The 13181-nt window shown below is 72.2% G+C and carries 15 protein-coding genes and 4 pseudogenes; 8 read left to right on the forward strand and 11 right to left on the reverse strand.

What is annotated here, in order from left to right; translation table 11 throughout:
• Positions 1-2 precede the first annotated feature (2 nt).
• A pseudogene (locus AB0K67_RS37860) lies at positions 3-502 on the reverse strand (acetyl-CoA acetyltransferase); the annotation flags it as partial.
• A gap of 206 nt (positions 503-708) precedes the next feature.
• On the opposite strand from AB0K67_RS37860, the gene AB0K67_RS37865 reads away from it, so the two are divergent.
• From AB0K67_RS37865 to AB0K67_RS37885, 5 genes and pseudogenes are all read left to right on the forward strand, one after another.
• Positions 709-1275: a flavin reductase family protein gene (locus tag AB0K67_RS37865; protein ID WP_364069932.1), complete on the forward strand. Its 567-nt coding sequence runs from the start codon at positions 709-711 to the stop codon at positions 1273-1275.
• A gap of 186 nt (positions 1276-1461) precedes the next feature.
• Positions 1462-1509 (forward strand): annotated as a pseudogene (locus tag AB0K67_RS37870) (hypothetical protein); the annotation flags it as partial.
• A 68-nt stretch (positions 1510-1577) separates the two neighbouring features.
• Positions 1578-1880 (forward strand): annotated as a pseudogene (locus AB0K67_RS37875) (SDR family oxidoreductase); the annotation flags it as partial.
• A gap of 56 nt (positions 1881-1936) precedes the next feature.
• Positions 1937-2101, forward strand: coding sequence for a hypothetical protein (locus AB0K67_RS37880; protein ID WP_364069785.1), 165 nt, complete (start codon positions 1937-1939; stop codon positions 2099-2101).
• Between the two features lie 90 nt (positions 2102-2191).
• Entirely contained in the window at positions 2192-2938 is a 747-nt protein-coding gene (locus AB0K67_RS37885; protein ID WP_364069787.1) for an SDR family oxidoreductase, read from the forward strand.
• On the opposite strand, the gene AB0K67_RS37890 is transcribed toward AB0K67_RS37885, so the two are convergent.
• The 3 genes from AB0K67_RS37890 to AB0K67_RS37900 all read right to left on the reverse strand — a co-directional run bounded on the left by AB0K67_RS37890 (position 2935) and on the right by AB0K67_RS37900 (position 4464).
• On the reverse strand, positions 2935-3753 hold the full coding sequence (locus AB0K67_RS37890; protein ID WP_364069789.1) for a hypothetical protein: 819 nt from the start codon (positions 3751-3753) through the stop codon (positions 2935-2937). The genes AB0K67_RS37885 and AB0K67_RS37890 overlap by 4 nt on opposite strands.
• Before the next feature lie 102 nt (positions 3754-3855).
• A complete protein-coding gene (locus AB0K67_RS37895; RefSeq protein ID WP_364069791.1) occupies positions 3856-4119 on the reverse strand; it encodes a hypothetical protein in 264 nt (87 codons plus the stop codon).
• A 45-nt stretch (positions 4120-4164) separates the two neighbouring features.
• Positions 4165-4464, reverse strand: a complete 300-nt coding sequence (locus AB0K67_RS37900) for a hypothetical protein (RefSeq protein WP_364069793.1) — start codon at positions 4462-4464, stop codon at positions 4165-4167.
• Between the two features lie 218 nt (positions 4465-4682).
• On the opposite strand from AB0K67_RS37900, the gene AB0K67_RS37905 reads away from it, so the two are divergent.
• Positions 4683-5336, forward strand: coding sequence for an NIPSNAP family protein (locus AB0K67_RS37905; protein WP_364069795.1), 654 nt, complete (start codon positions 4683-4685; stop codon positions 5334-5336).
• A gap of 352 nt (positions 5337-5688) precedes the next feature.
• Here AB0K67_RS37905 and AB0K67_RS37910 read toward each other — a convergent pair whose 3' ends face one another.
• The 6 genes and pseudogenes from AB0K67_RS37910 to AB0K67_RS37935 form a co-directional block, all read right to left on the reverse strand.
• Complete coding sequence (locus AB0K67_RS37910) at positions 5689-6597, reverse strand: SDR family oxidoreductase (RefSeq protein WP_364069797.1); 909 nt, start codon at positions 6595-6597, stop codon at positions 5689-5691.
• 201 nt (positions 6598-6798) lie between these two features.
• Entirely contained in the window at positions 6799-7083 is a 285-nt protein-coding gene (locus tag AB0K67_RS37915) for a hypothetical protein (protein ID WP_364069799.1), read from the reverse strand.
• Between the two features lie 12 nt (positions 7084-7095).
• The gene (locus AB0K67_RS37920; RefSeq protein ID WP_364069801.1) at positions 7096-7539 is read right to left on the reverse strand and encodes a hypothetical protein; all 444 of its coding nucleotides are present in this window, start codon (positions 7537-7539) and stop codon (positions 7096-7098) included.
• Positions 7540-7727: 188 nt separating this feature from the next.
• On the reverse strand, positions 7728-8399 hold the full coding sequence (locus tag AB0K67_RS37925) for a pentapeptide repeat-containing protein (RefSeq protein WP_364069803.1): 672 nt from the start codon (positions 8397-8399) through the stop codon (positions 7728-7730).
• A 2-nt stretch (positions 8400-8401) separates the two neighbouring features.
• Positions 8402-9883 (reverse strand): glycoside hydrolase family 3 N-terminal domain-containing protein, encoded by a 1482-nt coding sequence (locus AB0K67_RS37930; protein WP_364069805.1) that lies wholly within the window; start codon positions 9881-9883, stop codon positions 8402-8404.
• A gap of 52 nt (positions 9884-9935) precedes the next feature.
• Positions 9936-10992 (reverse strand): annotated as a pseudogene (locus AB0K67_RS37935) (beta-ketoacyl synthase N-terminal-like domain-containing protein).
• Between AB0K67_RS37935 and AB0K67_RS37940 the strand changes: the two are divergent.
• Positions 10967-11635, forward strand: a complete 669-nt coding sequence (locus AB0K67_RS37940; protein ID WP_364069807.1) for a TetR/AcrR family transcriptional regulator — start codon at positions 10967-10969, stop codon at positions 11633-11635. The pseudogene AB0K67_RS37935 and the gene AB0K67_RS37940 sit on opposite strands and share 26 nt — an antisense overlap.
• Positions 11632-12312, forward strand: coding sequence for a DNA alkylation repair protein (locus AB0K67_RS37945; RefSeq protein WP_364069808.1), 681 nt, complete (start codon positions 11632-11634; stop codon positions 12310-12312). Before AB0K67_RS37940 ends, AB0K67_RS37945 begins: the two co-directional genes overlap by 4 nt.
• 2 nt (positions 12313-12314) lie before the next feature.
• Here AB0K67_RS37945 and AB0K67_RS37950 read toward each other — a convergent pair whose 3' ends face one another.
• Positions 12315-13154, reverse strand: coding sequence for a LysR family transcriptional regulator (locus AB0K67_RS37950; RefSeq protein WP_364069934.1), 840 nt, complete (start codon positions 13152-13154; stop codon positions 12315-12317).
• Between the last annotated feature and the right edge of the window lie 27 nt (positions 13155-13181).

The raw sequence follows: 13181 nt of genomic DNA on the forward strand, positions 1-13181 counted from the left end.
ACCTGGCGCTCCCCCGCCTCACCGCGAAGCTGGGAGATCGCCTCGGCGATGTGGTCGATGCCGTGCACGTATCCCTCCGGCAGGAAGCCGCCGTGCGTGTCGATGTCGTCGGGGCCGAGGCCGGCCTGGGCGTACAGGCGGGGCGCCGGCTCGGCGGCGGCCGTCACGGTGGGATCGCCCGCGCCGCCGGACAGGTGGGAGGTACCACCGCCCCAGGCTGCGGCGGAGATGAGGACGGGCGGGCGGCGCAGCGAGCGGGCGCGTTCGGCCGTGGTGACGACGGTCTCGGCCATGCCGGTGGCGACGGCGAGCGCGGCCTGGCCGACGACGGCGTGCGAGACGCTGCCGCCGCCGGACTGGTCGAGGTGCCAGGTGACGCCGGTCAGGCCGAGCGCGGGCGCGACGAGCGTGGGCGGTGCGGAGTCGCCGACGCGGTGGGTGCCAGGCCGTCCACGGCGTCGGGAGGCAGCCCGGCGTCCTCCTGGGCGGCGAGTACGGCGCGGTCTCACCGCTGTCAACGCAGGTCGGAGGGCACGACTTGACAGCCGTTCCGGCTTTCCCCTAGCGTCCAAGCAAGCGCTTGGTAATATGACGTGCAGGCGGACGAGGAGGCGGACCATGAGCACACACGCTGCCCGGCTCATCGCGCCGGACGGCTGTCGCGGCCTTCCGGCGCCCCATCAGCGCAGGATTCGCAACGAAGCCGCCATGGTCACGGGCCCGGCCCACCACGGCGCGAACGGCCAGCCGGACAGCCGCCGGTTCCGGCAGGTGCTGAGCAGGTTCGCGACCGGCGTGGTGGCGATCACCGCCGTCGATCCGGTGGACGGCCGGCCGTGCGGGCTGGCCGCCAACTCCTTCACCTCCGTCTCGCTGAACCCGCCGCTGGTCGCCTTCTGCATGGCGCGCACCAGCACGAGCTGGCCCAAGGTGCGCGGCGCCAAGGTCCTCACCGTCAACGTGCTGGCCGAGACGCAGCAGGCCGTCTGCGCGCGGATGGCGGCCAAGGGCGGTGACAAGTTCGCCGGGCTGTCGTGGACCGGCTCCCCCGGCGGCAACCCCGTGCTCGACGGCGCGCTGGCCTGGCTGGACTGCGCGGTCGAGGCCGAGCACCCGGCGGGCGACCACGTGATCGTGGTGGCACGGGCGCTCCAGCTCGACACGCACGCCGACGGCGGCCCGCTGGTGTTCTACCGCGGCGGCTACGGGGGGGTTCGTTGGGCGGTTCGTCGAGCCTGCGTGAGGAGGCGCGGGCCTGGCTGGAGAAGAACCTGAGCGGTCCCCTCGCCGGGGCGCGCGGGCTCGGCGGTCCAGGCCGCGAGCACGAGGGCTTCGAGCTGCGCCACGCGTGGGAGCGCCACCTCGGCAAGCACGGCTGGACCTGCCCGGCCTGGCCCGAGCGGCGCGGCCTCGCTCGAGGACCAGGTCGCCTGCTACGAGGAGTACGCCAGGGCCGACGCCCCCGCCCGCGTGGGCCACATCGGCGAGGGCCTGATCGGCCCGACGATCCTGGAGTTCGGCACCGACGAGCAGAAGGACCGCTTCCTGCCGGCGATCCAGCGCGGCGACGAGCCGTGGTGCCGTGCGACGTCACCTCGGAGGCGCAGGTGCTCGCGCTGCTCGACGCGACGGTGGAGGCGCACGGGCGGCTGGACGTGCTGGTCAACAACGCCGGACTCGGCGTCCCGGCGCCGCTCGCCATGCACCCGCTCCTGGCGAAGGTGACCGACGAGAGGCTGCCGGCCGAGCCGGCGGCCAAGGAGGCGTTCAGGCGGGCGGCCGAGCCGTGGGAGGTGGCGAACGTCATCGTCTTCCTGGCCAGCGACTACTCCTCGTACATGACGGGTGAGGTGATCTCGGTGTCCTCGCAGCACCCCTGATCAGCGGGGCAGGCGGCGGGGCGATCGGCTCGCTCACCCTCGGCACCACCACCGGCGTGCTGCACCGGGTGCCGCAGCGGGCCCGGCAGTGTACGCGGGTCGCGCTGGCCGGGTTCGTGGGGATGCTGGTGGACTTCGCGCACCGGTACGGCGCGCAGGCGCGGGCTGACCACCGGCGCTTCGTGGACCTGTTCCGCAACGGCCGCCTGCCGGGCCCGTGACCCCGGACGGCGGCCGCGTGGCTCCGGGGCGGCCGGCGTATGACGCTGGGAGCTGGCGACCGACCAGTTGGTATGGCAAGCTCCCAGAACATGACTCTGTTCTCCGTGGAAGGCAAGACCGTCGTCGTCACGGGCGGCTCGCGCGGCATAGGACGCATGATCGCCGCCGGGTTCGTGGCGGCGGGAGCGGACGTGTACATCTCCGCCCGCAAGACCGCCGAGGTCGAGAAGACGGCCGCCGAGCTGGGCTGCCGGGCGGTGCCCGCCGACCTGTCCACGCCCGAGGGCGTCGACACGCTGGTGTCGGCCGTGGACGGGCCGCTTCACGTACTGGTGAACAACGCCGGCGCCACCTGGGGCGCGCCGCTGGAGGAGTATCCCGAGCACGCCTTCGACAAGCTCTGGAACATCAACGTCAAGGGCGTCTTCTACCTGACGCAGAAGTTCCTGCCGCAGCTCAGGCGGGCGGCGGACGCCGACGACCCGGCCCGGGTGATCAACGTCGGCTCGATCGACGGCATCAGGGTGCCCGCTCTGGAGAGCTACGCCTACTCGGCGACCAAGTCGGCGGTCCACATGCTGACCCGCCATCTCGCCAAGCGCCTGGCCAAGGAGCACATCACGGTGAACGCCATCGCCCCCGGGCCGTTCGACTCGAAGATGATGGCGTTCGCGCTCGACGACCCCGACACCCGGCAGGCCATCGCGCAGAGCGTGCCCCTCGGGCGCATCGGCAGGCCCGACGACATGGCGGGCGCGGCCATCTACCTGTCATCGCGGGCGGGGGCCTACCTGACGGGGGCGGTCATCCCCGTGGACGGCGGCCTGTCCTGCTAGCCGCCAGTTTCCAGCAGCTCGCGCAGGGCGCCCGCGAACCGCGCCGCCGCCCCTGGCGCGAGCTTCAGATAGAGGTACGGCTCGGTCAGCTCCAGCTCGATGACCGCCGGCTCGCCGCCGGGTAGCCGGACCAGGTCGACCCTGGCGTAGAGAAGGTCATGGGGTACGGCGGTGAGCACCTTCTCGGCGAGTTCGACCTGGTCCGGGGCTGGTGTGCGCAGCTCGGCCCGCTCGTTGTCCTCGGTCGTGGCGCCGGGGGCGAGCATGGGGCTGCGGCGTACGGCGTGGCTGAATCGGCGGTTGAAGTACACCAGCGAGGTCTCGCCCTCCGACTCGACCATGTCGAGGTAGGGCTGCACCATCGGCGTGCGCCCCGCGCCCTCCAGCGCCGCGGCGAGCCGGGCGGCCTCGGCGCGGTCGGCGGTCCTTGCGGTGTCGCGGGCACCGGCGGAGACGGCCGGCTTGACGACGTACTCGGGCCAGTCGGGCAGCTCACGCGACGACCAGTGCGTGGGCACGATCGGCACGCCCAGCTCGCGCAGGTAGGTCTTGTCGGTGTTGGCCTCGAGCACGGGATGCGGGTTGAGCAGCCGGGTGACCGAGCCCACGCGCCGCGCCCACGCCACGAACTCTCCGCGCCTGTCCACGTAGTCCCAGACGCTGCGGACGACCACGGCGTCGTAGGCGCTCCAGTCGGCGTCGGGGTCGTCCCACCGCTCGACGCGCCCCTCGATACCGGCCTCCCGCCAGGCCGCGAGCACGAGGGCCCGCTCGTCGTCCGGTCCATCGAACGTGGCATAAGCACAGATAGTCACGCACGGATGCTAATACGCCGCGAGCCGGGCCATTTCCGGCCCGGCTCGCCGCGGTTCGGGCCGCGCCGCGGTCCGGCGTCGCGCGGCACGGCCCGGGATCCGCTAGTCGACCACGTCGTCCACGATGACGCGGCTGCCGTTGGTGCCCGTCACGGCGTTGCCGTTGACATTGTTGAAGCTGGTGGCACCGAGGCCGCGGCTGACGTTGGCGTTGTAGACGTTGCCGAAGTTGTTGCCCGACTGCGACGAGTTGACGTTACGGCTGGTGTTGCCCGCGTTCGTGTCGGCGTAGGCGGGGGCCGACAGCAGGGTCACACCCGCGGCGGAGGCGGCGATGACACCGGTCACGCAGAGCTTCTTGATCATGTTGTGTCCTTTCGAAGGTGCTGTTTTCTCGGACGTCAGCCGGGGTCAGTAGAAGATGTAGGTCACCGTGATCCCGCCGTGAGTCGCGGTCGGGGCGATGCCGTTGACGTTGTTGACATTGGTCGAGAGCCCACGGCCGTTGTTGCCGGCGAGGACGTCTCCGAAGGCGTTTCCTGACTGGGCCGAGTCGGTGTTGGTGCTCCGGTTGACGGCCCAGTTGCCACCGGCCCAGGAACTCGCCCACCGGGCGGCCCAGTCGTCGTCAGCGTGAGCGGGGGTTGCGAGTAGTGCTCCACCGGCGGCCGCGATGACCACGACGGCGGCGGTCCACACCCTTCTGATCACATCTGCTCCTTCGCCATCTGAGGGGAGGCCCGCTGGGGACGGCGGCCACCGGGCCCGATAGGCGCCGCCGGCCCCTTGGGGCTTCCTTGACCTCAGGGGATCAAGGTCAATGCGAGCATATAACCATGCGTGGTCGAATGGTAGCTCTAAGTGATCAGAATATTGTTCCGAGCTTACCCTGACAGGGGATGTCAGTGACCCGGCGCTAACGTCCGCACATGATCTACGAACTGCGGCGCTACGCCATGCGCCCGGGACGGCGCGACACCCTGATCTCCCTGTTCGAGCGGGAGTTCATCGAGACGCAGGAGTCGACCGGCATGCTGGTGCCCGGCTCCTTCCGCGAGGTCGGGCAGCCCGACAGGTTCACCTGGCTACGGGCCTTTCCCGACATGGAGAAACGGCGCGCCTCGCTCGAAGCCTTCTACTCCGGCCCCGTCTGGCAGGCCCACCGGGACGAGGCCAACGCCACTCTGGCCGACTCCGACGACGTGCTGCTGCTCCGCCCGACCGGGCCCCCGCCGCCCCTGTGGGAGCGCCCGCCCGTCGGCGCCACCGCCCTGCCGCCCGCCCTGTACGTCGCCACCATCCACCACGTCGGCCCCGGCTTCTCCGCCTTCTTCGCCCGCGAGGTCGCACCCGTCCTGGCCGAGGCGGGGGTGCCGCCCGTCGCGTGCTTCGAGAGCGAGCACGCCGAGAACACGTATCCTCGGCTGCCCGTGCGGACCGGGGAGAACGTGTTCGTGTGGTTCGCCCGGTTCGAGAGCCCGCAGAAGGAGCAGGAGGTGGACCTGTCCATGCTCGCCCCGCACCTCACCGCCCCTTCGCTCCGCCTCCGCCTCCGCCCCACGGCCCGCTCCACCATGCGCTGACACGGCCGTCGAACCCTCCCCGCCGCCTGCAGAGGGCACCTCGGCGCCCCTTCCCGCCGCCTGCTGAAGGCACCTCGGCGCCCCTTCCCGCCGCCTGCTGAAGGCACCTCGGCGCCCCTTCCCGCCGCCTGCTGAGGCGCCTTGGCGGCCCCTCCGCCACGACCTGGCGCCCTCCGCTACGCGCGAGGCACAAGACGAGCCAGGTCTGTGAGGCGGGTGGAGGCGCGAGACGGGGCGAGACGCGCGGGGGCGAGCCAGGGCGTCAGGCGGGCCAAGCGGGCACGCCGGATCACGTGTGCGAGCCGGACACGGACAACGCCGAGCGCCGGGCGGGGCGGGCGCGGAGGGTGGGTCAGGTGCGGAGGCCGTAAACGGGTTCCATGGGTGGGGCGGTGGTGAGGAGGGCGGTGACGGCCTGACCGACCTCGGCCGGGTCCCAGCGGGCGCCGCGGTCGATCTTCGGCCCGTGACGCCAGCCGGTCGCGACCGAGATCGTCCCGCCCTCCACCTCGAACACGCGTCCCGTGACGTGCGCCGACTCCTCCGAGCCGAGCCAGACGACGAGCGGGGAGACGTTCGCGGGGTCCATGGCGTCGAAGCCGGACGCGGGGCGGGCCATGGTCTCGGCGAAGACGCGCTCGGTCATCCTGGTACGCGCGGCGGGCGCGATGGCGTTGACCGTGACCCCGTACCCGGCCAGTTCGGCGGCGGCCACCAGGGTCAGCGCGGCGATGCCGGCCTTGGCCGCCGAGTAGTTGCCCTGCCCCACGCCGCCGAGCAGGCCCGCACCCGACGCGGTGTTGATCACCCGGCCGGTGACCCGCTCCCCCGCCTTGGCCCGCTCCCGCCAGTACGCGGCCGCGTGCCGCAGCGGCGCCGCGTGCCCCTTGAGATGGACGCGGATGACGTCGTCCCAGTCCTGCTCGGTCATCGACACCAGCATCCGGTCGCGCAGGAAGCCGGCGTTGTTGACCAGCACGTCGAGCCGGCCGTACGCGCTGACGGCGGCCCTGATCAGCCGGGCCGCACCGTCCCAGTCGGCGACGTCCTCGTTGCTCGGCACCGCCTGCCCGCCGAGGTCGCGGATCTCCTCGACGACCGCGAGCGCGGGGCCCGCCGAGCCGCCTTCGCCGCCCGGTCCGGTGCCGAGGTCGTTCACCACGACGCGGGCGCCCTGCCGGGCGAACTCCAGCGCGTGCTCCCGTCCGATGCCGCGACCGGCGCCCGTCACGACCACCACGCGGCCGGCACAGATTCCCACACAGACCTCCCGGAGAGGATCAAGCAGAAATATCAGGAAACGCCCCCTGGAAACCAGACCCCCGCGCTGGCGGGCGCAGGTGAGTCCGGTGGGTTGGTGAGGTCAGGGCTCGGGGGCGGTGCTCCGGACTCTCCAGGTCCACACCGCTCCTCGTCAGGCAGGCTCCTACCCCGAAACCGGACCGACCGGGTAAAAGGCGCCTCACGTGCTTCTGAGCGTTCTCACCTCCGAGACCGCCAGCACGAGCACGCTCGGGATCGCGATGGCGAGCGCGCAACCCACCACCATCACGGCCGGCGCTCCGAGCGCCTCAGCCAGGAAGCCCGCCGCGGGATACGCCAGGGGCGCCAGAGCGACCGCGCCCACCTGGTCGAACGAGGAGACGCGCGAAAGCTCCGCCACGGGCACGTGCTCCTGCTTGATCGCCGTCCACGCGATCATGGAGATCTCGGTGCCGACCCCGGCGGCCAGCGCGGCGCCGAACACCCAGACGTCCGGCTAGGCCAGTGCGAGCCCCAGCAACGGCAGGCAGAGCGCCACGGAGCCGAGGTTGGCGGCCACGAGGGAGCGCCGGGGACGCCAGGCGAGCATCACCAGGCCCCCGCAGACCAGGCCGGCGGCGTAGGCGGAGGCCACCGCACCCGAGAAGGCGCTGCCGCCCCGCCCTGTGGACACGACCGGGCCCAGCAGCTGGAAACCGCCTAGCCAGGCCATGCCGCCGACGGTCATGACGAGCGTGCACGTCCACAGCCATCGCCGCGAGACGAACAGAGCCCAGCCGTCGGCCAGGGACCTGAGCAGGGGGACCCGCTCCTTCGACGGCAGCTCGACGCGCAGGAACATCAGGACGGCGCTCGCGACGAGGAACGACATCCCGTCCCAGGCGAGCAGCGCCGGAGATCCGATGAGTGCCACCAGGACGCCGGCGAGCACCGGACCCATCGCCCTGAGAGAACTGACGGTGAGCCGCAGCACGGCGTTCGCCCGCGCGAGCAGGGATTGGGGGGAGAACGAAGGCCCTTCGGCGGAGGCGGTGCGGGCCTTCTGAAGCGAGGGGCGGGGAAGCGCCTTCTGGAGCGAGAGGCGGGGAAGCGCCTTCTGGAGCGCGGGCGGCCGGGGAAGCAGGGCCCTTAGAGGACGGTGATGCCGCGGGCGGCGAGGATGGCGGCGGCCTGGGCCTGGGTGATGACGGCGCCGGCGAACGCGCGCAGCTTGGCGTCGTCGGGCTCCCCCAGGTCGGCGCCGCGCAGATCGGCCTGGGTGAACTTGGTGTCGAGCAGGCGGGTGCCGCGCAGCCGGCAGTCGCTCAAAGTCGCCTCGGTGAAGTCGCAGCCCGACAGGTCGGCGTCGTCGAAGCGTACGCCCTCGATGGTCAGGCCGCGCAGCGAGCAGCCGCCGAGGTTGGCGAGCGTGAGGTTGGAGCGGGAGAGCGTGAAGCCGGTGCCGCGCGAGCCGGTGAGCACGGCCCCGATCATGCGGCAGCCGGTGAACGACGCGTCGGTCAGCAGTGCTCCGCCGAAGTGCGCCGAGGACAGGTCGACGTCGGTGAAGCTCGCGTCGATGAGGTCGGCGTCGTTGAAGCGGATGCGCATGCCGCCCCCGCCGGTGAACGCGGCACCGTCGAGGTCGGCCTTGCGGAAGTCGGCGCCGTCGAGCACGCACGACTCGAAGCGGGCGCCCGCGAGCGGCGCGCCCCACAGGTCGGCCTCGGTCAGGTCGCACTCGCGGAAGACGTGGGTCTCATCGGAGGGAAGCCGGTCGGCCAGCGCCCGGTGGGAGAGGTCCTTCCCATCGAAGATCACCGTCAGAGGCTACCAGTCAGCACCTCGGCGGCGGCCTGGCCGCAGACCTTGGCGGACCCGTGCGTGGCGATGTGCACGGCGCCGAGGTCGGAGCGTTCGGGCAGGCCCATCTCGACCACGACGGCGTCGGGGCGGGCGCTGAGCAGGTGGCGCAGCGCCTCGGTCTGCCAGGTGTGGCGGTGCGCGTCCCTGACGGCCACGACCAGGGGACGGCCGCCGGCGAGGCCGAGCTGGCGTTCGAGCTCGGGTCCCGTGGTCTCGCCTGCCGCCAGGCGGGCGACGGTGGTGCCGGGACGCAGGGCGGCGAGCGGTGCGCCGACGCCCCACGGGGTGCCCTTGTCGATGGCCAGGTTCATCTCGGGGGACAGCTCGACGACGTGCGGGGCGGGGCCGATCGGCAGCACGGCCGCGGTGGAGCGGCGGGTGACGCGTACGGCCCTGCGCGCCGCCTTCAGCCCGATGGTGCCGTCACCGGGTTCGGTGCGGCTGCCCGAGGAGGCTGCCCAGACGGCCAGCTCGCGGACCCTTCGAGCGGCGTCGGCCAGCCGCTCCTCGGGCAGCAGTCCGGTGGTGACGGCGGTCGCGATCGCGTCCCGGACACCGGCGGCGGTGGCCTCGTCGGCGTGCTCGCCGCCGATGCAGATCGCGTCGGCTCCGGCGGCCAGGGCGCGGGCTGAGGCGCCGCCGATCCCGTACGCGGCCGACACGGCGGCCATCTCGATGCCGTCGGTGATGATCAGCCCGTCGAACCCGAGCTCTTCGCGCAGCAGCCCGGTGAGCACCTTGGGGCTGAGCGTGGCGGGGCGTTCGGCGTCGTACGACGGCACGAGGAGGTGCCCCGTCATGATCGCCTTGACGCCCTCGTCGATCGCCTCGCGGAAGGGGTGGAGGGCGTCGGCGATCCCGCTTTCGGCGACGACGGGCACGCCGTGGTGGGAGTCGACCGTGGTGTCGCCGTGCCCGGGGAAGTGCTTGGCGGTGGCGGCCACTCCGGCAGATTGCAGGCCGCGTACGAACGCGCGGGTGTGCCGGGCGACCAGGGCCGGGTCGGCGCCGAACGCGCGCAGGCCGATGACGGGGTTGTCGGGGTTGGAGTTGACGTCGGCGGAGGGGGCGAAGTCGATGGTGATGCCGACCTCGGCCAGGTCGTGGCCGAGGTCACGGGCGAGGTCCTCGGTGAGCCGTACGTCGTCCACGACGCCGAGCGCGTACCCGCCGGGGCGGCTGCTGCCGGTGGCCGCCTCCAGCCTGGTGACCTCGCCGGACTCCTCGTCGGTGCCGATGAGCACCGAGGGGTTCTCGGCGCGCAGCTCGGCGGTGAGCCGGGCGAGCTGGTCGGGTCCCGCGATGTTGCGGGAGAACAGCGCGACGCCGGCGAGCCCGCCGCCGAGCCTGCGGCGCAGCCAGTCGGGCGGGGTGTGGCCGGCGAAGCCGGGGAACAGGACGGCGTCGGCAAGGCGAAGCAGGTCACCGCTGAGGGACATGAACCGCAATCTAATAGGAAAGTTTCCTATTTGCTAGTGGCATTTTCTGACGTCAGCCCGTCCCCGACTCCGGTGCCCACGGCCAGGGGCGGAGCGGCGCGCGGCTCGCGAGTAAGCGCGCGACATGCTCGCCCGCCGGTCGCGGCCGGTTGACGGTTGACGGCCCCGGGCAGGTCGCCGGTCGGCTCGTCCCGGCCAGACGTTCGATGACGGTGACGTTCGCCTGGCCGCCGCCCTCGCACATCACCTGCAGGCCGTACCCGCCGCCAGTGCGCTCCAGCTTGTGCAGCAGCTTGACCGCGAGCACGGCGCCGGTCGCGCCGAGCGGGTGGCCGAGCGCGATCGCGCCGCCGTTGGGGTTGACGCGGGCCGGGTCGGCGCCGGTCTCCTTGAGCCAGGCCGGCACGACGGACGCGAACGCCTCGTTCACCTCGATGACGTCGAAGTCGCCGATGGACATGCCGGTCACGCGCAGCGCGTGCGCGGTGGCGGGGATGGGGGCCACCAGCAGGGCGGCGGCGCCGTCGGAGATCTGCGAGGCCAGCGCGGCGGTCAGCCGCCCGCCCTCGGTCAGCGGCTTGAGCGCGGCCATCTTCTCGGGCGTGGTGTCCCTGCGCGGGCCCTCGTCGGCGGTGACCCCTTCATAGGGGACGATCTCGCGGCTGGGAGACCTCGCGGGTGCCGTACCGCTCGGTCCAGCCCTTGGAGCCGGCGAACGGGGTGTCGTGGCCGAGCGCGCGGCCTGCGTACACGGCGGACGAGATCGGCACCAGGCTCGTGTTCTGGACGCCGCCCGCCACCACCAGGACCGCGGTGCCGGAGAGCACGGCCTGGGCGGCGAAGTGCAGCGCCCGCTGGGAGGAGCCGCACTGGCGGTCCACGGTGACACCCGGCACCTCCTGCGGCAGCCCGGCGGCCAGCCAGCACGTACGCGCGACGTCCCCCGCCCGCGGCCCGACCGTGTCCACTCAGCCGAAGATCACGTCGTCGACATCGTAACAAGCGCTTGGTCGAGCCGGGAACGCCGTATGAGCTGGCACAGTTGTGTGAACAAGCGATTGTCTGAGGGCCCATAATGGTGACGTGACGACGCGAAAGAACTCCGGCACCACCACCGCACCGGCGAAGCGCCAGCGCGCGACCTCATCGGGGTCGGCGTCAGAGCGCCGTGACCACCTCGTCAAGCTCGCCGCGGAGCTCTTCGCGCGCAAGGGCTTCCAGGCCACGACCGTACGCGAGATCGCCAACGAGGCCGGCATCCTCTCCGGAAGTCTCTACCACCACTTCGACTCCAAGGAGACGATCGTCGACGAGGTGCTCTCCACCTTCCTCGACGACCTACTCGCCCGATACCGCGCCGCGCTCGACACGGGCGCCGACCCGCGCGCGGTGCTGGAGGAGATGGTGCGCATCGGCTTCAGCACGCTGGAGCCGCACCGCTCGGCCATCACCGTGATGCAGAACGACTGGAACTACCTGCGCCAGTTCGAGCGCTTCAACTACCTCGTCAAGGCCGAGGAAGAGGTGGAGCAGATCTGGGTCTCCCAGATCAAGGCCGGGCAGGCGGCCGGTCTGCTGCGGGCAGACGTCGACCCCAAGCTGACCTACCGGATGATCCGCGACACCATCTGGGTGGCGGTGCGCTGGTTCCGTCCCGGCGGCAGGCTCAACACCGCCGCGCTGGCCGAGCACTACATCACCGTGCTCTTCGACGGCATCGCCACGGGCGACCGCACCATGCACCACGGATGAGCCTCGGCAAGGCGGTGCGGCTGGCACTGCAGGACGCGGCCGACCCCGGCAAGGCCGAGGCGATGCGGGCCTACATGAAGTCGGACATGCCGTTCCTCGGCGTGCAGGCGGTGCCCAGGCGGGCGGCGCTGCGGCGGGTGTTCGCCGAGCACCGGCTGGAGTCGGCGCCCGAGTGGCGGCGGGCGGTGCTGTCGCTGTGGCGCGAGGCCGAATACCGCGAGGAGCGCTACGCCGCCATCGAGCTGTCCGGCCACCACTTCTACCGTGACTACCAGACCCTCTACACGGTCCCCATGTACGAGGAGATGATCGTCACGGGCGCGTGGTGGGACCTGGTGGACGAGCTGGCCACCCACCGCATCGGCCACCTGCTGGCGGCCTACCCCGAGACGATGCGCCCGCTCATGCTGGAGTGGGCCCACGACGCCGACCTGTGGAAGCGGCGCACGGCCATCCTGTGCCAGAACCGCTTCAAGGAGCGCACCGACACGGCCCTGCTGTACGCGTGCATCGAGCCGAGCCTGTCCGACAACGACTTCTTCGCCCGCAAGGCGATCGGCTGGGCGTTACGCGAATACGCCAAGACCAACCCGGACGAGGTCGTCCGGTACGTCCGGGCGAAGGGCATCACCGGGCTCAGCAGGCGCGAGGCACTGAAGAACCTGCCCGTCTCCTAGCGCTATCGAGTCCACAGGGCGTCCTGCACGGCCTGGACGAGGGCCATCAGCTCCGGGGTGACCCGCTCCTTCGACCAGGCCAGCGCGTACGTGATGCGCAGCCCGCCCGCATCCAGCGGCACGAACCGCACGTCATCGCGCCGGATCGTGCGCACCAGCAGGTGCGGGATGGGCAGCAGCCCGGCGCCGGCCGCCACCAGGTCGAGCGCGGCGGCGAAGTCGTCGTCGCCTGCCAGCCGCGACCTGCCCGGCAGCCCCGGCCAGGGACGGCCGCCCGGAGCCAGCAGCACCTCACCGCCCAGGTCGGCGGCGACCGCGCGGGGCCGCGCCGCCAGCCGGTGCCCGGCGGGCACCGCCAGGTGGTCCACCGTGACGTGGAACCTGACCGCCGTGACGAACTGCGCGGGCGCGGGCGTCGCCAGGATCGCCGCCGACACCTCACCGTTCGCCAGAGCCTGGGCCGCCGCGCCGCGCCCGGCCGGGTGCAGTTCCACGCCGATGGCCGGAGTGCGGTTCGCCAGCCGCCTGACGATCCTTGCCGCCAGCGTGCCGACGAGCGGTGGATAAGCAAGGTGAATGGTCGGCCGGGCCAGCCGGGCCGCTTCGTCGCTGAACGCGCGTACCGCGTCGATCACCTGCTCCGCGTAAGGAAGCAGTGCCTTGCCCTGGGCGGTCAGCCGCACCTCGCGGGCGCTGCGCTCGAACAGCCTGGTACCGGTGGCGCGTTCGAGCCGGGTGACGGCCTGGCTCATGGCCGGCTGGGACATCCCCAGCTCGGCCGCCGCGGCGGAGAAGCTCAGCCGCTCGGCCACCCGCGCGAAGCACTGGATCTCCCTGAGCATAAGCAGCACCAATACATGGTGCATGAG

Source organism: Nonomuraea sp. NPDC052634, assembly GCF_040678535.1.
GTDB lineage: Bacteria > Actinomycetota > Actinomycetes > Streptosporangiales > Streptosporangiaceae > Nonomuraea > Nonomuraea fastidiosa.